This is a genomic window from Paraglaciecola mesophila, assembly GCF_009906955.1.
GTDB classification, from domain to species: Bacteria; Pseudomonadota; Gammaproteobacteria; order Enterobacterales; family Alteromonadaceae; genus Paraglaciecola; species Paraglaciecola mesophila_A.
In genome coordinates this window covers 3969192-3989267 of record NZ_CP047656.1, presented here as the reverse complement: position 1 = coordinate 3989267, position 20076 = coordinate 3969192, and the positions used below count along the sequence as shown (strand labels likewise).

The 20076-nt window shown below is 45.0% G+C and carries 17 protein-coding genes and 2 pseudogenes; 3 read left to right on the top strand and 16 right to left on the bottom strand.

From position 1 onward, the window contains the following. Window positions 1-19: 19 nt before the first annotated feature. Entirely contained in the window at window positions 20-1003 is a 984-nt protein-coding gene (locus FX988_RS16965) for a transposase (RefSeq protein ID WP_160181283.1), read from the top strand. Between the two features lie 367 nt (window positions 1004-1370). On the opposite strand, the pseudogene FX988_RS16960 reads toward FX988_RS16965, so the two are convergent. After that, window positions 1371-1517: pseudogene (locus tag FX988_RS16960) on the bottom strand (IS4 family transposase); the annotation flags it as partial. A gap of 163 nt (window positions 1518-1680) precedes the next feature. Between FX988_RS16960 and FX988_RS16955 the strand changes: the two are divergent. Beyond that, window positions 1681-1947, top strand: a complete 267-nt coding sequence (locus FX988_RS16955; protein ID WP_160181282.1) for a hypothetical protein — start codon at window positions 1681-1683, stop codon at window positions 1945-1947. Between the two features lie 31 nt (window positions 1948-1978). On the opposite strand, the pseudogene FX988_RS16950 reads toward FX988_RS16955, so the two are convergent. The 3 genes and pseudogenes from FX988_RS16950 to FX988_RS16940 form a co-directional block, all read right to left on the bottom strand. Further along, window positions 1979-2185: pseudogene (locus tag FX988_RS16950) on the bottom strand (IS110 family transposase); the annotation flags it as partial. Window positions 2186-2532: 347 nt separating this feature from the next. After that, entirely contained in the window at window positions 2533-3021 is a 489-nt protein-coding gene (locus FX988_RS16945; protein WP_160181281.1) for a nucleoside deaminase, read from the bottom strand. Next, window positions 3014-3718: an FMN-dependent NADH-azoreductase gene (locus tag FX988_RS16940; protein WP_160181280.1), complete on the bottom strand. Its 705-nt coding sequence runs from the start codon at window positions 3716-3718 to the stop codon at window positions 3014-3016. The genes FX988_RS16945 and FX988_RS16940 overlap by 8 nt, the downstream gene beginning before the upstream one ends. A 157-nt stretch (window positions 3719-3875) precedes the next feature. On the opposite strand from FX988_RS16940, the gene FX988_RS16935 reads away from it, so the two are divergent. Beyond that, window positions 3876-4727, top strand: a complete 852-nt coding sequence (locus FX988_RS16935; protein ID WP_160181279.1) for a LysR family transcriptional regulator — start codon at window positions 3876-3878, stop codon at window positions 4725-4727. 208 nt (window positions 4728-4935) lie between these two features. Here the strand turns inward: FX988_RS16935 and mutT are convergent, their stop codons facing one another. From mutT to murD, 12 genes are all read right to left on the bottom strand, one after another. Beyond that, the gene (gene mutT, locus FX988_RS16930) at window positions 4936-5328 is read right to left on the bottom strand and encodes an 8-oxo-dGTP diphosphatase MutT (RefSeq protein ID WP_160181278.1); all 393 of its coding nucleotides are present in this window, start codon (window positions 5326-5328) and stop codon (window positions 4936-4938) included. 93 nt (window positions 5329-5421) lie between these two features. Continuing rightward, window positions 5422-8151 carry a preprotein translocase subunit SecA gene (gene secA, locus FX988_RS16925; RefSeq protein ID WP_160181277.1) on the bottom strand — a complete coding sequence of 910 codons (2730 nt, stop codon included), beginning with the start codon at window positions 8149-8151 and terminating at the stop codon, window positions 5422-5424. A gap of 175 nt (window positions 8152-8326) precedes the next feature. Continuing rightward, on the bottom strand, window positions 8327-9226 hold the full coding sequence (locus tag FX988_RS16920) for a M23 family metallopeptidase (RefSeq protein WP_160181276.1): 900 nt from the start codon (window positions 9224-9226) through the stop codon (window positions 8327-8329). 138 nt (window positions 9227-9364) lie between these two features. After that, window positions 9365-10279, bottom strand: a complete 915-nt coding sequence (lpxC, locus tag FX988_RS16915) for a UDP-3-O-acyl-N-acetylglucosamine deacetylase (protein WP_006994273.1) — start codon at window positions 10277-10279, stop codon at window positions 9365-9367. Window positions 10280-10455: 176 nt separating this feature from the next. Next, window positions 10456-11628, bottom strand: coding sequence for a cell division protein FtsZ (gene ftsZ / locus FX988_RS16910; RefSeq protein WP_160181275.1), 1173 nt, complete (start codon window positions 11626-11628; stop codon window positions 10456-10458). 83 nt (window positions 11629-11711) lie between these two features. Then, the gene (gene ftsA, locus FX988_RS16905) at window positions 11712-12941 is read right to left on the bottom strand and encodes a cell division protein FtsA (protein ID WP_160181274.1); all 1230 of its coding nucleotides are present in this window, start codon (window positions 12939-12941) and stop codon (window positions 11712-11714) included. 21 nt (window positions 12942-12962) lie between these two features. Next, window positions 12963-13724, bottom strand: coding sequence for a cell division protein FtsQ/DivIB (locus FX988_RS16900; protein ID WP_160181273.1), 762 nt, complete (start codon window positions 13722-13724; stop codon window positions 12963-12965). Between the two features lie 5 nt (window positions 13725-13729). After that, window positions 13730-14662, bottom strand: coding sequence for a D-alanine--D-alanine ligase (locus FX988_RS16895; protein ID WP_201751677.1), 933 nt, complete (start codon window positions 14660-14662; stop codon window positions 13730-13732). Window positions 14663-14706: 44 nt separating this feature from the next. Next, the gene (gene murC, locus FX988_RS16890; protein WP_160181271.1) at window positions 14707-16161 is read right to left on the bottom strand and encodes a UDP-N-acetylmuramate--L-alanine ligase; all 1455 of its coding nucleotides are present in this window, start codon (window positions 16159-16161) and stop codon (window positions 14707-14709) included. Further along, complete coding sequence (gene murG, locus FX988_RS16885; protein WP_160181270.1) at window positions 16158-17306, bottom strand: undecaprenyldiphospho-muramoylpentapeptide beta-N-acetylglucosaminyltransferase; 1149 nt, start codon at window positions 17304-17306, stop codon at window positions 16158-16160. The genes murC and murG overlap by 4 nt, the downstream gene beginning before the upstream one ends. Then, window positions 17299-18744 (bottom strand): cell division protein FtsW, encoded by a 1446-nt coding sequence (gene ftsW, locus FX988_RS16880; protein ID WP_160181269.1) that lies wholly within the window; start codon window positions 18742-18744, stop codon window positions 17299-17301. Before ftsW ends, murG begins: the two co-directional genes overlap by 8 nt. Then, window positions 18741-20066: a UDP-N-acetylmuramoyl-L-alanine--D-glutamate ligase gene (gene murD, locus FX988_RS16875; protein ID WP_160181268.1), complete on the bottom strand. Its 1326-nt coding sequence runs from the start codon at window positions 20064-20066 to the stop codon at window positions 18741-18743. Before murD ends, ftsW begins: the two co-directional genes overlap by 4 nt. Window positions 20067-20076: the final 10 nt, after the last annotated feature.

Below are 20076 nucleotides of genomic sequence, written 5' to 3'. Positions count from 1 at the left end.
TTTAACAGGTGGATGAGCTATGCCTCAATCTCGAAAAAGCCAAATTAGTTTAATCGATACGCCTTATTACCATTGCGTGTCCCGCTGCGTTCGCCAATCTTATTTATGTGGTTCGAACCAGCTTACTGGGCAAAGTTACGAGCATCGCCGAGGCTGGGTAGAAGAGCGTGTATTATTTCTAGCAACCGTATTTTCCGTCGACATTTGTGCCTATGCAGTCATGAATAATCACACGCATGTGGTGCTATGTGTAGATAAATCTATGGCGGATAAGTGGGATGCTGATGAAGTGTTGAGGCGCTATCACAAGCTACACAGAGGCACATTGCTGACTCAGAAGTTTGTTAACGGCGATACCTTGAGCCAAGCCGAGCTACTCACCTTTGATGAAACCGTTGAAACCTATCGAAAACGTCTTTACGACATAAGCTGGTTTATGCGTGACTTGAATGAGTACATTGCTCGTCAAGCGAATAAAGAAGACGGCTGCACTGGTCGCTTCTGGGAAGGGCGATTTAAGTCCCAAGCACTACTAGATGAAAGTGCAGTGCTGGCGTGTATGGCCTATGTAGATTTAAACCCCATTCGCGCAAAAATGGCAAAAACACCTGAAACGTCAAAGCACACCAGTATTAAAAAACGCATTCAAGCCGCTAAAAATCAGCAATCACCACCGAGCGTTTTGATGCCCTTTGTGGGAAATCATCCTGAAAACAGGCCCACAGGTATTGCGTATTCGCTCGAAGACTATATTGAGCTGGTCGATACCACAGGTCGGTGCATTCGTGATGACAAGGCGGGTCATATAGATAACACTCACAGTCCTATTCTACAAAGATTGGGACTAGACTCTGCTCAGTGGTTAGCCTTAACCACTGAGTTTGAAAAACACTTCTGCTACGCAGCAGGTGCGGAGCAAATGATGAATGCGTTCAAGCGCCACACCCATCATCAACGAATACGAGGAATGAGCAAAGCGAAAGCACTGTTAAAGCGCGCCTAAATCAATTTCGAACACTACATATCATGCATACCCTGTAGTCTAATCCCTTGCCCGAAAATTGACCTTGCGCGCAGTTTCCTTCCTCTACGCTCAATATTTCAGTGAAAATCCTCAATCACTCAGACCTCAAGTACCTTGACGCATTTAGAAGGCAATTGTCCCCCTAAGCATGGAAGTTTTTATAGGACTTAAAAGTTGGGTGTCTCTGTATAGTCCTCTACGCTCAATATTTCAGTGAAAATCCTCAATCACTCAGACCTCAAGTACCTTGACGCATTTAGAAGGCAATTGTCCCCCTAAGCATGGAAGTTTTTATAGGACTTAAAAGTTGGGTGTCTCTGTATAGTCAAGTTGGGTGTCTCTGTATAGTCGTGTTTCGTCCTAATTCGGTCAACGACAGTTGCTGACCATCTAGCAAAGATTGGGTGGCAACCATCAAAGAGGAAAGACGTTTAGCATGTAGATTAGGGCATTGTTTTTTAAGCAAATCGTGTAAGATATGAATATCACGCATGGTGTTGTTATCTGGTTAGTTTTTGGCGAAATTTATTAGATCAAATAGCGCCATGCGTGTCTATATCATTGTTTCTTCTCATAATTATGAGGGGATTCGTTAGAACGAGGCGTTATATGTACATTCAAAGTTGAGTGTAAAATTAAACTATTAAGGAAACGTTATGAATAAAGGATTAATTGTATTATCAATCGCACTATCTATTTCTGCTTGTGGAAAGCAAACAACCTCAAGTAATTCATCTTCCCAAGCTAGTTACAATGTTCAAAGCGACGAATGCAAAGGAGATGCAGTTGAAATTGCGGCTAGAGTAATTACAAATATTAACGCAGGGAAATCTGATTTCTTTTACAAAATAGATTTAGCTCCTTACAAAAGGAAGGGGTGCGATAAAGCTCTAATAGATAAGGCAATAAAAGCTATGCTCTAGTACATATAACAAGAGACTATGGCGTCAATAGCTAATTTATAGCCTCTGGCGCTTCCCACATGACCCCGTCTCTTAGCATCGAATTTAAGATAACGATCATCTTTCTAATAAAGGCAATAATAGCCACTTTCTTAGGCTTACCCGCAGCGACCAATCGTTGATATGTTTCCTTGAATACGGGGTTACTTTGTATCGCTGACATCATCGCCATGTATAAAACGGTTCTGACTTGCTGTCTGCTCTGGAACGATGTGCAAGGGATTTTGGTACGACGTTCAAGTCTGAGCGGAATATGCAGTAAACCCGTAACCTTAAATAATGTAACCTACATAAATACTCATAGCCGTCCTACAATTCTGTGCCAGTTGCTGTCGTTTACGGACTAGCACTTAAACGGCAGCAATGTACGTAAAGCGGAAGTTGGCTCATTGCGACTTTAACGGCTGCTATGAGCGAAAGCGGCTGTTCATATTTTGGGCTCTCGGAAAAACGAATCTCTGCTTTGCCTTAATTGTAGAAACTCGTTTTTTCGAGAGTTGAGCGTGTCATAAAAGCTGCAATGATGCAGACAAAATTAGTTGACCACTACAATCCGGAGCTTTCCATCCGAGCCTTACACACCTTAAACGGCAGGTTGCCTCTTGCAACATTTAACTTTGTCACCGTCATCTGACTCAGTGAGTTACTGTTAAAAAGCTCATAAGTCCATAAATAGTCGAACCCAAGGGCTTTCGCCTCATATCTATCGGATAAGATAACCAGCCTATTAACTTTTGCTATCAACATTACCATATAGCACATTGCACAAGGTTCACCTGAAGCTATTAAAGTTGCACCCTCCAATAAGACGCTTTTCTCATTTTTTGATGCATTTCGTATTGCCTGAATTTCGGCATGGGCGGTGCAATCGAACAGGCTGGTAACCTGATTTACCCCCTCGCCGATAATCTGTCCGAGCTTATTAACAATAACAGCGGAAAACGGCAAACCGCCGGCGGTTACATGACTGATCGCCAATTCAATGACTCTTTCTATCGGCTGTGCAAGGGATGCAATCGGGTCAGTATTATACATGATCAGCACACTGCGCTGATGATGCCTCTGAGGCGGAATTTGCAAGCTCTGTTGCTAAGCTGTGTGCTCGGTTGTTGGCGTTGCTCACCGAAGTTTGATGCCGTTCATCAGCAAACTCTTGATACTCTGCAGCTATTTCATAGATTGTTTCTACTCCCAAATATTTACTGAGCGTGCGCAGGTGAGGTTGTAAATGACTGGAACTCTCTCTGACGCCCCCTTTTTCAAAGCCAAACTCGCCGCTGGAGGTAACTGTAACTAGAACCTTACCAGATAATAAAGGTCGTAATGGAAAGTCGCCACGGGCTAAATCGAAATCGAAAGTTTTGTTTATCCGCACGACTTGATCGAACCAGGATTTTAACTGGGCTGGCATACCGTAGTTATACATAGGTGTGGAAATAACAATGATGTCCGCTTTGGCTACCTCAGCTATCAACAGATCAGATAACACTAAAATTTCTTTTTGTGCCGAGGTTCTTTTTTCATCCGGTGTAAACACTGCGCCAATCCACTCCTGGGTAATAAAACCCGGCGGGTTCATGCCTACATCACGATAAATATACTCATCTGTATGTCGCATCTGCCGCCAGGTGTTAATAAATTTCAGCGCAACATTTTTGGATATAGAATTATGGTTCGGGTTTGGGTTATCAATTGCTCTGACGCTTGAATCTATATGTAATATAGTGCTCATATTCATTACCTTCATTAGTTAAGAAGTGTGTTATCAACGAAGCAATATTGTATTGAACAATGCATAAGTACAAACGAGAAGAATTCACTAATGGATGATTTAAAATCATCTGTAGGGTAGGCTTCCTAGTAAAACATCATCATTCAGGAGAGTGACATTGCAGGTATCGTTACAGGCACTCAAAGCATTTGAGGCAGCAGCACGTCGAGGCAGTTTTAAACTTGCAGCAGAAGAGCTGTCGCTCACGCCAACGGCGGTGTCACACCACATCAGCAATCTGGAAAGCAGGTTAAATGTCAATTTGTTTCATCGACAGACAAGGCTGGTAGTTCTGACCGAAACTGGCAGAGTTCTGGCAAATGCAACATCAGATGGCTTTCGCAAAATTGAGAACGCGTTGGCAGAAGTTGAAACAGCAGGTAGCGTGGTAAGGGTAACAACTACATCGTCATTTGCCGCAATGTTATTAATCCCTGCCATGCAGGAATTTTCGCAAACCTATCCGACTATACCTGTTGAAGTGGCAACAGGTGAAGCGGTGGTGAACCAACCCTATATCATTCCTATTCGCTACGGTGACTCCACAGTCGTTGCGCCTGGCGATATTCTCAGCCATGAGAAGTTCGACGTATTTGGTGCTAGTAGCATGAAGTATCCAAGTTGGTCTACTGAACCGGTCGTACTTTTTACCACTGAATGGAAAAATGCCACCTTGCCGACGCCACCACTAACTGCCTGGCTGGCAGCTAATGGCTTAGACGGAGCGAATATTATATTCAAAAAATTTGACCAGGAATTGTTCGGTATACAACAAGCCATGTCTGAAAACAGTCTGGTGTTTTGCTCGACAATCCTGACGAGGCGACTTCTAAACGCTAATTTGTTACAGCACTTTGGAACCTTACCCGTCAAATCTGACTTATGTTACTACGTACCTGATAAACACAGCTTTGACAGCAGAAATACGCATACTTTTTTAACCTGGATTACTGTTTTACTTCGCGGGTAATTTCACTTCGCTGCCACATGCGGCAATATAGATGGGTATAGAAACATGCAACAAACGAAACGTCGCAAATGTCCACTTTCAGTGAAAGGCGCCGATTTGATCGAATCTCAGTGAATTTCCGCTTTTCGCTCATTGCGCACTGTCAGCCGAGGTTAACTGATTGTACTGAGCTTTCCACTTAGACATAAGCTGCTACATTTGGGCTCTGTTAAAGAAAATCTACTTGTAGTTTTTTGACGATATCCACATTCGCCGCAGGGAACGCATAATCGGTTAATTGCGCAAGGTGAGCCCAACGGCCAATCTGCCCCTCAAGATGTGTAGGCTCACCATTGAAGCGTTCTACCAGATGAATATGTAACCGTACACACTTATCCCCATAATCATGTTCTATCTGCATGTAATCATCTACATGAGTAACATCAATGCCGACTTCCTCTTTAAGCTCTCTTATTAGAGCTTGGGCTGGCGTTTCATTTGCTTCCTGTTTACCGCCAGGAAACTCCCACTTACCGCCTTGATGTAAGGCGTCTGCTCGTTTACTGATATATATTTCCTGTCCGCGCTTGATAACACCTACCGCCACATCGACTACTTTCATATTCATTCCATACCGTTACTCAAAAAAAACGGGCTGCTCCCTAAGGGATAGCCCGCTCTTACTGCCTATGGCATTAAGCTTATAGCGTAAATGCTAGCTTAATTTACCATGGCATTGTTTGTATTTTAAACCTGACCCACAAGGACAAGGATCGTTACGGCCGACTTTAGGGCCTTCACGCAGAGCATTGGCGGGGCGAGCAGCAGGTGCCGCTTCTGGCGCTTGCTCAGGTGCTTGTGTCGCACTGGCAGTTTCATGCTCGTATTGTTTAGGCTGGCCATCCGCTTGACGACGTTGCTCTTCTACCGCTTCAACATCAGATTCCGCTTTCACTTGTACTTTACTTAGTACCGTGACCACTTCCACTTTCAATGCTTCAAGCATTTCAGTGAACAGCTCGAACGATTCGCGCTTGTATTCCTGCTTAGGATTTTTCTGGGCATAACCACGCAAGTGAATGCCTTGACGCAGGTGATCCATTGCCGCTAAATGCTCTTTCCAATGGCTATCCAGATTTTGCAACATTACCGCTTTTTCAAACTGGCGAAGCACATCAGGCCCAACAATATCTTCTTTGGCCTTATACCCTTTGGTGACTTCTTCTAGGATACGCTCACGAATTTTCTCTTCGTATAATTTGTCGTCTTCATCAATCCATTGCTGTAATGGAATATCCAATAAAAACTCACTTTTAAAGTGCTCTTCTAGGCCACTGACATTCCACATTTCACTAAGTGATTGAGGTGGAATATATTGACTGATAATACTGTCGACTACGTCAACGCGTATCGCTTCAATAGTTGAGTATATATCGCCTTCGTCTAACAACTCGTTGCGCTGTTCGTAAATCACTTTACGCTGATCATTGGCAACATCGTCAAATTCAAGCAATTGCTTACGCATGTCGAAGTTACGCCCTTCTACTTTGCGTTGTGCATTTTCGATTGCTCGGGTCACCCAAGGGTGCTCAATCGCTTCACCGCGCTCCATACCTAAGCGCTTCATCATGTTGCCCATTTTTTCAGAGGCAAAGATACGCATTAAGGCATCATCAAGTGAAAGGTAGAATCGTGAAGAGCCTGCATCTCCTTGGCGACCAGAACGACCACGCAACTGATTATCGATACGGCGTGATTCATGGCGCTCTGTACCTATGATATGCAAACCGCCCGCTTCAATGACCGCATCATGATCTTTTTGCCATTGCTCTTTAATTTTCTCTACTGTGCCAGGTTTAGGATCTTTAATTCCCTCAACAGCAACTTGCCAGTTGCCACCTAACACTATGTCCGTACCACGACCCGCCATGTTAGTCGCGATCGTTACCGCTCCAGGTTTACCTGCTTGAGCGACAATATCTGCTTCTTGTTCGTGAAACTTGGCGTTAAGTACTTTGTGGGGAATTTTCGCTTTCTTTAGAATCGATGAAATTAATTCGGAGTTTTCGATAGAAACGGTACCCACCAATGTAGGTTGACCACGCTTCACGCAGTCTTTGATGTCTTCTACGATTGCTTCGTATTTTTCTTGTGCCGTCAGGTATATTAAATCAGCCTTATCCTTACGTACCATTGGCTTGTTGGTCGGGATAACAACCGTATCTAAACCGTAAATACTTTGGAACTCAAATGCTTCGGTATCCGCTGTACCCGTCATACCTGCAAGCTTTTCGTAAAGACGGAAGTAATTCTGGAAGGTAATAGAGGCGAGCGTTTGATTCTCGTTTTGAATGTTTACCCCTTCTTTTGCTTCTACCGCTTGGTGTAAGCCTTCAGACCAGCGGCGCCCTTCCATTGTACGGCCTGTATGTTCATCAACGATAACCACGTCATCGCCTTTCACTATGTAATCAACATCACGGCTAAATAATTTGTGCGCACGTAACGCGGCATTGACATGGTGAAGCAAAGAGATATTCGCTGCAGCAAACAGGGATTCGTCTTCCCCTAAAATACCACTGGCTTTAAGGATCTCTTCTACATGAATTTGACCTTTTTCGGTCAAATGTACCTGCTTGCCTTTTTCATCAATGGTGTAATCACCGTCGCCATTCTTGCCTTCTTCGTCTTCTTTATCTTGTAATTCCAACTGAGGGATAATGGTATTAATTTTACGATAAAGCTCTGAACTGTCTTCTGCTTGACCAGAGATAATCAGTGGCGTTCTGGCTTCATCAATTAGGATTGAATCGACTTCATCGATAATGGCGTAATGGAGATCGCGCTGTACACGATCCCCTGGACTAAACGCCATGTTGTCACGCAAGTAATCAAAACCGAATTCGTTGTTAGTACCGTAGGTAATATCCGCTGCATAGGCTTCTTTTTTCTGAGCGTGATTCATCCCTGGAATGTTACAACCAACGGTTAACCCCAAGAATTCAAATAATGGGCGACTACCCTCGGCATCACGACTCGCTAGATAATCATTGACGGTAATAACATGTACACCTTTTCCACTTAGGGCATTTAAATACGCAGGCAAGGTTGAGGTAAGGGTTTTACCTTCACCGGTGCGCATCTCAGCGATTTGCCCTGTGTGTAACACTTGGCCACCAAGCATCTGCACGTCGAAGTGACGCATAGAGAACACGCGTTTACTGGCTTCGCGTACGACAGCAAAAGCTTCAGGCAGCAAACTATCAGTGTCTTCACCGTCCTTTAAGCGCGTTTGAAATTCGCCTGTTTTGGCTTTGAGTTGCTCATCACTAAGCGCCTCATACTCCGCTTCCAACTGGTTAACTTGCTCAGTAATTTTATTTAGTTTTTTTAAAGTTCGGTCATTACGGCTACCAAAAACCTTGGTCAGAATACTCGAAAACATGGATTTACAGCTTCCAATCTAATAAATGAATGACCTTATATCCTTCAAGGGTATAAAAATCATGACTAAAATAAAACAAACTGTTCTGTACTGAACAGCTTGCCAATAAATAACGAAAAATGTTTCGTCGGGCTCATCAAACTGATAGCCCTGTATTAGCTAAACGCGTAAGTAGCTAATCACGGTACACAAATGGCAATGGGTCTTGTGGTTGCCCTTGACGAATAACTTCATAATGTACATGAGCACCAGTTGAACGGCCAGTATTGCCCATTAGCGCAATTGACTGCCCTTTGGTCACCACGTCACCAATTTTCACATTGAGAGACTTATTATGCCCATAACGTGTGACCAAGCCATTACCATGGTCAATTTCTACTAACTCACCATAACCATAGCGGCTTGCCGCCCACGTTACGATGCCTGCACCGGTCGCAATCACCGGCTCACCTTCCGCTCCGGCGAAGTCCAACCCTTTGTGCATTGTGGGCTTACCGGTAAATGGATCAGTTCGAATGCCGTAATAAGATGATAACCAACCGGCTTCAATAGGTCGCCCAGCTAAGGCGCTTTCTTCGGTTATATGGTGACTCATTAGGATAGATTCAAGCGCGCTTAACTGCTTCTCTTTATCTTCTAACTCGTCGAGCATGATTTCGATACGTGAAACCACATTATATTGACTGAGATCATTAGCACTTTGTGGCGTGACCTGTTCAACTTCAGCGGGCTGCGAAAAGCTAAATTCATCAGGGTTTAACTGGGCTTGCTCAACCAACCTAGCCCCTAATGCATTCACACTGACTAAACGACTTTCTGCTTCCGCAAGCTTTTGTAACAACGTCGCTAACCGTTGTTCTGTGCTGTTTTTTAACTTATCAAGCTGGGCTTGCTGTTGATGTAAGCCAGATTGCGCTAACGACAAACGGGCTAAATTCTCGTTGGGTAAATCCGTTGAACGGCTCGAAATTAAAAAGACACCGCATATAGCAATAAAGCACGTCAATACCTGGCGCTTAGTTGGCCGGTAGACGAAACGTGATTTTTTACTGCGATACAGTAGTGTCAGACTCATTATTGAACGGATTCCCAAAAGTTTGGATGCTTTACATCTCTTATGAGGTGCAGTTTAACAAAGGGATCTTGATATACAAAATCAATTCGCTATAAACGAAAAATGCCGCTTAAAGCGGCATTTCAGTATTCATTCGATTTAGTTCGCTAAAATGGGTGATGCAAACCTGATCGGTAGTTCTTCGCTATTATCATAGCTAACGAATTCCCAACAAGCTTGGTTCTGTAATAAAGCGTTAAGCAATTTATTATTTAAACCATGACCTGTCTTATAAGCGACAAGCTCACCAATAATGCTGTGACCGCCTAGGTATAAATCACCGATAGCATCCAAAATCTTATGCTTAAGGAATTCATCACTGTAGCGCAACCCTTCAGGATTCAGCACGCGGTATTCATCCAAAGCAACTGCATTTGCCATGCTACCGCCAAGGGCTAAATTATTCGCGTTCATATACTCTAGATCTTTCATAAAACCAAATGTACGGGCTCGACTAACTTCATCTACATAAGAAGATGAGTCAAAATCTAACACCATATGCTGACGCGTCTGGCTGATCGCAGGGTGATCAAAGTCAATCCGAAAATCCACGCGGAAGCCATCATGAGGTCTTAACTCGGCCCACTTATCGCCATCTTTTACTTTGATCGATTTTTTGATCTTAATGAATTGCTTAGGCGCGTTTAGCTCTTCGATACCAACAGATTGCAATAAGAAAATGAACGGACTAGCGCTACCATCCATAATCGGCAATTCGTCGCTATCGACTTCAACAATAATGTTGTCGATGCCTAAGCCAGCAAGTGCTGAAGCCAAGTGCTCAACGGTGGAAATAGACACACCGTCGGCATTGGTTATACACGTACACAACATCGTGTCACCCACCGCTTCGGCGCGAGCTGGAATATCCGCATGAGGCTCAAGGTCAACGCGGCGAAATACAATACCTGTATTCGCCGGCGCAGGCCGGAGAGTCATAGTGACCTTGTCACCTTTATGCAGACCAATTCCAGTCTCTTGAACAGATTGTTTAATGGTACGTTGTTTAATCATTTTATTTCTTGGCTCTAGTTAACCTAATAAAAAGCGGCACGTATTATATAAATTAATGTGTCTATTGTCAAAATAGTGTCACATTCACTATTTTCAACCCCATTGTACCGTACGCACTGTAAAGTAACGTAAAGCAATACGAAAACACTTAATTTAAATAATTAACAGACCGTTTTTTAGTCAGCTTGCTTACGTAAAAATGCAGGAATATCTAGATATTCAAGATCATTTCCTGAGTCTGTACGCTCTTCATTTACCACAGTACGGCTGCTTTCAGTAGTCACACTGGTTTGCATATTGTCAGTACCATTGGCTTGAATACGTACTTCTTGCTGCTCACTTGGTACGCGCGCTGAACTACGGCTCGATACCAAAGAGATATCAGGCTTACGTTCTGCACCAATACCTGTTGCCACTACGGTTACTCGTAGCTCATCAGACATTTCCATGTCGATAACAGTACCCACAACCACAGTTGCGTTTTCAGAAGCAAATGCTTTAACTGCGTTGCCCACGATTTCAAACTCATCGATAGAAAAGTCAGGGCCAGCTGTGATGTTAACCAAAATACCACGTGCGCCAGACAAGTCGATATCTTCAAGCAACGGACAAGCAATTGCGCCCTCTGATGCCTCTTCAGCACGATCTTCACCTGTTGCGCTGCCACTGCCCATCATCGCAGTACCCATTTCAGACATAACCGTTCTTACGTCGGCGAAATCCACGTTGATTAAACCTGGGCGGGTAATTAGCTCGGCGATACCTTGAACGGCACCGCTTAGAATATCGTTAGCTGCGCTAAATGCTTGTAGTAAAGGTGTGCCTTTACCCATCACTTTTAGTAATTTTTCGTTCGGGATCGTGATCAATGAATCAACGTATTTAGACAACTCTTCAATACCTTGCTCAGCAAAATCAGTACGTTTACGGCCTTCGAATGGGAAAGGCTTGGTCACAACAGCCACGGTCAAAATGCCTAACTCTTTAGCAATTTTTGCTACTTCAGGCGCAGCGCCTGTCCCCGTACCACCACCCATACCAGCGGTGATGAAAACCATGTCGGCACCTTCAAGAGATTGGCGAATGGTTTCGCGATCTTCTTCTGCTGCTTCACGGCCAATATTAGGGTTAGCTCCTGCTCCTAAACCCTTGGTTACACCAGAACCAATTTGCAAGGTTACGTTGGCAGACGAGCTACGTAGGACTTGCGCATCAGTATTGATAGCAATAAATTCAACGCCTTCAATGCACTGTGAAACCATGTGTTCGATAGCGTTACCGCCACCACCGCCGACGCCAATAACTTTAATGACGGCTTCTTCACTATGACTATCCATTAATTCAAACATATTTACTCTCCGGTTTTTGCGCTAAGACATGCAAACAAAATAGTCTGCGGCCTATAGTTTTTTAAGTTCATCTAAAAGCAGGTTTAAAACTCACCCTTAAACCAACTTTGAATTCGTTCCCAAACGCCTTCTGACGATTTGGTTTTTGCAGCTGTTTTGGCTGCTACGTGTTCTTTGCCGTATTGCAATAACCCGATTGCTGTAGCAAACGTTGGGTCTTCCACATATTCCGACAACCCTTTTATGGATAAGGGCTCACCTACTCTTACAGGCATTTGAAAAATTTCTTCAGCGAATTCAATCGCTCCTTCCATTTTGGCCGTGCCACCTGTTAACACGATCCCCGCTGCAATTTGCTCTTCAAAGCCACTGCTGCGTATCTCTTTTTGTACCAATTCAAATAACTCTTGATACCTAGGCTCAATCACTTCTGCCAGCGTGTGGCGCGACATAGCGCGAGATGGTCTACCGCCTACGCTATGCACCTCAATGTTTTCCTCCATGCTAACCATGTCTTTTAGGGCACAGGCATAGTTAATTTTGATGTCTTCTGCGTGGCTAATTGGCGTACGGAAAATTTTCGCAATATCGCTAGTAATTTGATTGCCCGCCACAGGCACGACTGCGGTGTGCCTAATGGCCCCGTCAGTATAAATAACGATATCGATCGTCCCGCCACCTATGTCCACAACACATACGCCGAGTTCTTTTTCATCATCAGTCAATACTGCATAGCTTGAGGCTAACGATGAAAAAATCAGTTGATCTGTGGTCAAATCGCAACGTTCTACGCATTTGACTAAATTCTTCGCCATATCATCAGCACAGGTAATTATGTGTGCTTGCGCTTCCATACGAACACCTGACATACCAATCGGGTTTTTAATACCTTCTTGCACGTCAATAGTAAATTCTTGCGGTAATACATGCAGCAAGCGACGCTCGGCGGCAATCGGCACGGAACGCGCGGCATGAATCACGTTATCAACGTCTTCCTGGGTCACTTCTTTGTTATTAATGGGCACCATACCGCTTTCATTTTGGCACTGTACGTGTCGCCCTGAAATCGACATAAATACCGACGACACGCGGCAATCGGCCATTAACTCCATTTCGCTCATGGCGCGCTGCACTGACTGAACGACAAGGTTCAGATCATTCACACCGCCTTTGTCCATCCCTTTCGCTGGGTGACTACCGACACCAATCACACTGATCCCACCATCGTCGAGTAACTCACCTACGACGGCTTTTACCATGCTGGTACCAATGTCTAAGCCTACAATTAGCTTTCTATCTGTAACTTTAGACATACTGTGCTGCTCTCACTTTCATTAGCTCTCTTGTGAAGGTTGCTCAGGGGATTTCCATCCCACGGCTAAACCTGTGTCATAGCGTAAATCAACATAATCCACGGCTTTTTCATTTTTCTTGAGCAAAGGATACAAATCGATAAATCGTTGTAACCTCGCTATGTATTCATTGCGACCTAAATTCAAACTGATGCCATTGACCAGTTTTAAATGCCAAGCAAATCGCTCACTTAAAAACAATTCATCGATGCTCATTCCAGCACTGACCAAAAGCGCCTGCATTGAGTTATAACCGTCAAGCGCGGTATGTTCGCTGCCCCCAGGGCCAAACAAACTAGGCAATTGTGGAGGTGTCATTCCTTTGGCAACTGCCCCCTCAAACGCATCTCCGTATTGATTGAGAATCAGATCATCGTTCCACCTTGCTGCTGGTGTCTGTTCTAAAACATAAATTTTCAAACTATTCGGCCAACGCTTACGAATAGATGCACGAAAAACCCATGGCAACTGCTCAATATCTTGGTGTGCTTGCTCTACATTGAGTTCAAAAAAACTACCAGGTTGTGTTTTACGTATCAGAGTTTCAACATCATTTTGACTCACAAAGCGCAAATCCCCGGATAAAGCTATTTCTCGTACCGGTGATTTTTGTTCATCTTCGGCCCAGCTTTTTATCGCCCAAGCGCCATACACAATGCCAGCGAGCAATATCAGCAAAAACGCCATTCCACCGATAAATCGGAAGTTAGGCTTAGCTTTATCTGTCATCGCTTCGCTGGTCATTTCGCTTAACCTGCCGTCGCTAACACAGCAAGTGATAACTGCGCAAAGCTTAAACCAGCTTGCTTAGCAGCTAATGGCACCAAACTCTTTTCTGTCATGCCGGGAACCGTATTGGCTTCAAGCAAATAAAACTGACCTTGTGCGTCTTGCATAAAATCAATTCTTCCCCACCCTGAACCCGCAACAGCATCAAAGGCGTTCAATGCCAATTGTGCTAAATCAGTTTCCTGCTCATCAGATAAACCACTAGGGCAAAAATATTGCGTCGAATTCGACTGATACTTTGCTTCGTAATCGTAAAAATCTCGTGGAGTCGACATGCTGATTGAGGGCAACGCTATGCCATTCAATAGGCTAACGGTATACTCTGAACCTTGGATGAATTGTTCCAACAAAACCTTATCGTCATACTCAAAAGCCTGTTGAATTGCTGCAGAGAGTTGATGCGCATTTGAAACCTTGGCCATGCCTATGCTCGAACCTTCTTGCGCGGGCTTAACCATAACCAGATCCCCTAAGCGGGTCATTATATCCCCGCAGTTCGCTGCATTAAAGTCTCTTTTGTCAGCAATTTCGTAATTGGCAGTAGGTAACCCTAAGCTTTGCCAAACTTGCTTACTGCGTATTTTATCCATGCATAAGGCTGAACCCAACACACCTGTGCCGGTGTAAGGCATATTCATTTGCTGCAAAGCTCCCTGAAGCGAGCCATCTTCACCACCTCGGCCATGTAACATAATCAGTACGCGGTCAAACTTTTGCTCCACTAATTCATGTAACTGACGATCTGCAGGGTCAAAACCATGGGCGTTCACCCCCGCCCCGACTAGTGCATTGAGTACCGCTTGACCTGAGCGCAATGACACCGCTCGCTCAGCAGAGCGACCGCCGAACATAACGGCGACTTTTCCAAAGTCAGCTGGGTCTTTGTTATCCATTGCGGTTACGTTTCTTGAATTTGTGTTTGTTGCCTTGATTGATGTCACTTCGACCACCCTTCACGTAGCGCGCTTTTCGCTAATTTCATATCTTGCAGTTGTTTGGCAATTTGCCCGATATTGCCCGCACCTTGGGTCAGCAAAATATCTTGGTCAGTTAAATTATCTGCCAGCAATTTAGGTAGTTCGTTTTTATCTGCGACATATATGGGCTCAAGTTGGCCGCGCTGACGAATACTTCGACACAAGGACTTACTGTCTGCACCGTCAATTTTCTCTTCACCAGCAGAGTAAACATCAAGCAATAGCAGCACATCGACCTGAGACAACACGCGCACAAAATCTTCATACAAATCTCGCGTGCGAGAATAACGATGTGGCTGGTAAGCCATGACTAATCTTCTGTCCGGCCAATTATTACGTGCAACGGCGATAGTCGCTTCCACTTCAGTAGGGTGATGACCGTAATCATCCACTAACAATACATCACCGTCACCGGTGGCAAATTCACCTAGCATTTCAAAGCGTCGACCAATGCCTGAGAAATTCGCTAATGCTGCTTTGATCGCTGAATCAGCGATATTTTCATCGGTTGCGACCGCGATTGCAGCCAATGAGTTAAGCACGTTGTGCTTGCCCGGCGCGTTAACAGTCACCTGTATATCGTCATGATCTTTACGTATTAAGGTAAATTCGCTTTGATTGAACCTATGCTTAACATTAGTTGCGCGCACATCTGCGTTTTCGCTGTAACCATACGTCAGGTACTTACGCTTTATCCGCGGTAGTAACTCAGTAATGACTGGATCGTCAATGCATAGCACGGCTAAGCCGTAAAACGGCAAATTGTGCAAAAAGTCTATGTAGGTGTCTTGCATCTTATCGAAATCACCTTGGTAGGTTTCCATGTGATCCGGTTCGATATTAGTGACAACAGACACCATAGGCTGTAGGTGCACGAACGACGCATCGCTTTCATCCGCTTCGGCAATTAAATACTGGCTTGAACCCAGTCTTGCATTGGTGCCAGCACTATTGAGTAAGCCACCGATCACAAACGTAGGATCAAGCTCTGCTTGTGCAAAGATAGTCGCAATCAAACTCGTGGTGGTCGTTTTGCCGTGTGTTCCGGCAATGGCGATACCATGCCTAAAACGCATCAACTCAGCTAGCATTTCTGCTCTGCGAATAACAGGAATACGCATTTCGTTTGCTGCGTTTACCTCTGGATTGGTTGGGTCAATCGCACTGGATACCACGACCACATTGGCTTGTTCGACGTTTGACGCCTGATGACCAAAGAAAATAGTCGCCCCTAAGCCCGCTAAACGGTTGGTCATACCATTGGCTTGGCGATCAGAACCTGATACTTGATACCCTTCATTTAATAACACTTCGGCAATGCCACCCATGCCTGCACCGCCTATACCCACAAAGTGAATATTCTTAATTCGGCGCATTTCTGGCACATGGTAATGAATTTTATCGGGTGCGATCATTGCGCTTTCTCCACTAACAACTGGCAGCAATGAGTGACTCGTTGGACTGCATCTAATTTCGCTAAGGCACGGGCCTTGTTGCCCATAGCCACTAGCATGTTCGGTTGTGCAAGGCAGTTTTCTAACAAAGGGGTTAGTCCGCCATTGACTAGTTCATTTTGCGCTAGCAAATAGCCCGCTTCTTGCTCGACTAACGTTTGCGCATTCTTGGTTTGATGATCGTCCACCGCATGAGGTAAAGGTACAAAAATAGCCGCCACACCTGCTGCAGATACTTCGGCAACGGTTAAGGCACCAGCCCGACATATAACGAGATCTGCCCATTGATAGGCTTGGGGCATATCGTCAACAAATTCGGTTACTTGCCATGTTTCGCGTTCGCCAAATTGGCTCTTGTATAATTCAATGACTGAGGCCAAATGCCCCTTACCGCATTGATGGCGTACCATAACATTATCGTGTTTCGCCAACGCTAGAGGTACATTTTCATTTAATGCCTTAGCGCCTAAGCTTCCACCTAGAATAAGAATATTTAATCGGCCATGAGTAGCAGAGACCTGCTTGGGCGGGATATCGGCAAAACCAGCTCGCACTGGATTACCCACCCACTGATATTTATCAGTTAGGTTGGTATCTTGTTCAGTAGCGCTTGCTTTTTTCTGGGCATCAAATGTGTCAGCAAAACCGGTCAGCACTTTATTCGCGATGCGAGCTAACAAGCGATTAGTCATGCCTGGCGCAGCATTTTGTTCGTGCAATATCAGAGGTTTGCCCATCAACCAAGCCGCTACGCCACCTGGGCCACTAGCAAAGCCACCCATACCTATCACTACATCAGGCTTGACTTGTTTAATTACGCGTCTTGCTTGCAAAACCGCTTTAACAATTTTGAATGGCGCTACGAGCAATCGAACAAGTCCATTTCCGCGCACACCGGCAATATCAATAAAACTGATATCAAACCCGGCTTTTGGCACCAGTTCAGCTTCCATCCGCTGGGCAGTACCTAACCAATGGATATGCCAATTTTGCTCTTGTAAGGCTTGCGCTACGGCTAAACCAGGGAACACGTGACCACCTGTGCCACCGGCCATTACTAGCAAGGTATTCGTCATGGTAGAATCAATCACAGTCGGATTAGACATTGTTGTCATCCTCCTGCTCATTAGCCGCTGTGCGTCTACTGCGCTTATTCGCTGTTTTACCTTGATGATTATCCGCATATGAAGCTGAATCATCATGAGCAAAATCATCCATGAATGCATTCATTTCTTGTTCTTCATCGACAACGGCGTACGCCACATCATCAAGAACCGTAGATACTTTTTTCTTACCTGCGCTACTGGTAGTTTTGGCTTTGCTTTTACTTTTCTCGCGATTGGGCTTTGCTTTACCACCACGGTTAATAGCTTGAATACCTTCTACGCGCATTTCAAAGTCGATACGCACCAATAATCCAACGGCTGCGGCCATAATAATCAAACTTGAGCCACCGTAACTCAGCAGTGGAAAAGTCAGCCCTTTGGTAGGTAAAATACCTGCGCTTGCCCCAACGTTGACCGCGGTTTGAAAGCTAAACCAAATACCGATGGAGTAAGCAAGATAGGCATCAAACGGACGCTCATTCTGCAGCGCTTTGCTGCCCATTTTCATGGCTTTAAGGACTATGCCTAGCATTAGAGCGAGTACTGTCAGTACGCCGGCAAAACCAAGCTCTTCCGCTAAAATAGCCATAATAAAATCGGTGTGCGCTTCTGGTAAATATTCCAGTTTTTGTAAGCTGTTACCTAGCCCCTGACCAAATAGATCGCCGCGACCATAGGCCATTAGTGATTGTGTTAACTGATAACCACTGCCGAAAGGGTCAGCCCAAGGGTCTAAAAACGACGTAATCCGCTTCATGCGGTATTCTTCGAACATAATTAAAAAGGTTACGGCAGCACCGCCAGCGAACGCCAAACCAAAGAACTGCCACAATTTAGCCCCCGCTAAAAATAACAAGCCTATGGTGGTACATAGCATCACAACCACGGTGCCTAAATCTGGTTGCATTAGTAATAAAAATGCAAAGGCAAAGAACACCACCAGGGGTTTAGCAAACCCTTTAATATTTTCAGTCACTTCTTCGTAGCGCCTGACCAAATATCCCGCTAAATAACAGAAGAAGAAAAGCTTGGCAGGTTCAGCAGCCTGAATGGTTATTGGGCCTATTGCTAACCAGCGAGTACTGCCGTTAACACTGCGCCCTACCAATAGCACAGCAACGAGTAACGCGAGTCCCAACAACAATAACCACGCATTGCTAGTGCGCCACCACTGCATCGGAATTTGCATAACTGCTAATGCTGCGCCAATGGCTAAGGTTAAATAAATCCCGTGGCGAATAGCAAAATGAAACGGGTTGTCAAACAAACGTGACGCGACGGGCATGGATGCAGAAGTCACAATCACCAAACCAATAGCCATCAACGACAGGGCGAGTAAAATTAAACTCACATCATAAGGCCGCACAACCGCAGGTGCTGCATCATGACGCTGAGCAAACATGGCGCGAAGGGGCGTAACAAATGTTGACGTATTCATCGCTGACCACCTTGTTTAGATACAAGGTTATTCACTGCTTGCTCGAATAGCTCTCCGCGCTGTTGATAATTTTTAAACATATCTAAGCTAGCACAGGCTGGCGAGAGCAATACTGTACTGTCTTTACTGGCCAGACTTGCGGCCAATTGAACAGCGTCTTCTAAATTTACCACTTGATGACTGCTTGGCTTTAATTTGGCTAATTTGGGGCCGTCTTTGCCTAAGGTAATCAGTTCACTCACTTGATGGTTAAAACGATCTTCCAATGGGCTGAAATCTGCGCCTTTCCCGTCGCCACCAGCAATTAAGATCAATTTGCCTTTGCAGGTAGGCGCAAGCCCATCAATCGCAGCAATTGTTGCACCGACATTGGTGGCTTTTGAGTCATTGATCCAGCGGACATTGCTGCTCATAGCAACGGTTTGGCAACGATGTGCTAAACCAGCAAAGTTCATCGCCGCCGATTTGATCGCCTCTAGCTCAATGCCTGCCAGCATCGTCATTGCTGTGGCGGCTTGTATGTTAAGCATGTTGTGCTCGCCCACCAGCATACATGCTTGGCTATCAAGATACGGTTTACCGTCGAGCAGCAATTGAGCTGTGTCTTTGTCCCAGCTTAACCCCCTCTCGCTACTGCTTAACCCAAACATAACGTCCGGATTAATTGTCATGGGCCATGTAGCCGCATCATCGCGATTGCACACACTAAAACGTGCATCTTTGTATATACGTAACTTAGCACGCTGGTAACTCAACATGTCGCCATGCCGGTCTAAGTGATCGTCGCTAAGATTCAACATGCACGCGACCAAAGGGCGTAACGTGTGGGTGCTTTCAAGTTGAAAACTAGATAGCTCAAGAACAATGACATCTGCGTCTTTTTCTAGAAGTTCAAGAGCCGGAGTACCGATATTGCCCCCGAGTAAGGCCTTTTTTCCCCCCGCTATACACATCTCATAGGCAAGTGTCGCGACGGTGGATTTACCATTTGAACCGGTCACCGCTAATACGGGTGTGTTATTGAACATAGCGAAGAGCTCGATATCCCCAACAACTTGCACTCCCGCTTCGATAGCGTCTTGAATAGCGGCTGTTTGTAGACTCAGCCCAGGGCTTACGACCAACATATCAGCACTGCACAAGCGTGTGCTATCAAGCTCTCCTAAGAATACCGGCGCATCCACACTGACATTGAGATCAGCACGTGTATCCATAGCGCTTACGTTGGCACCTTTAGCCAGTAAAAACGTCACGCAGGACAAACCGGTCAAACCGAGTCCGACAACGATGATGTTTTTGTTTGCTAATGGATTTGCAGCCATGTAAACCAAA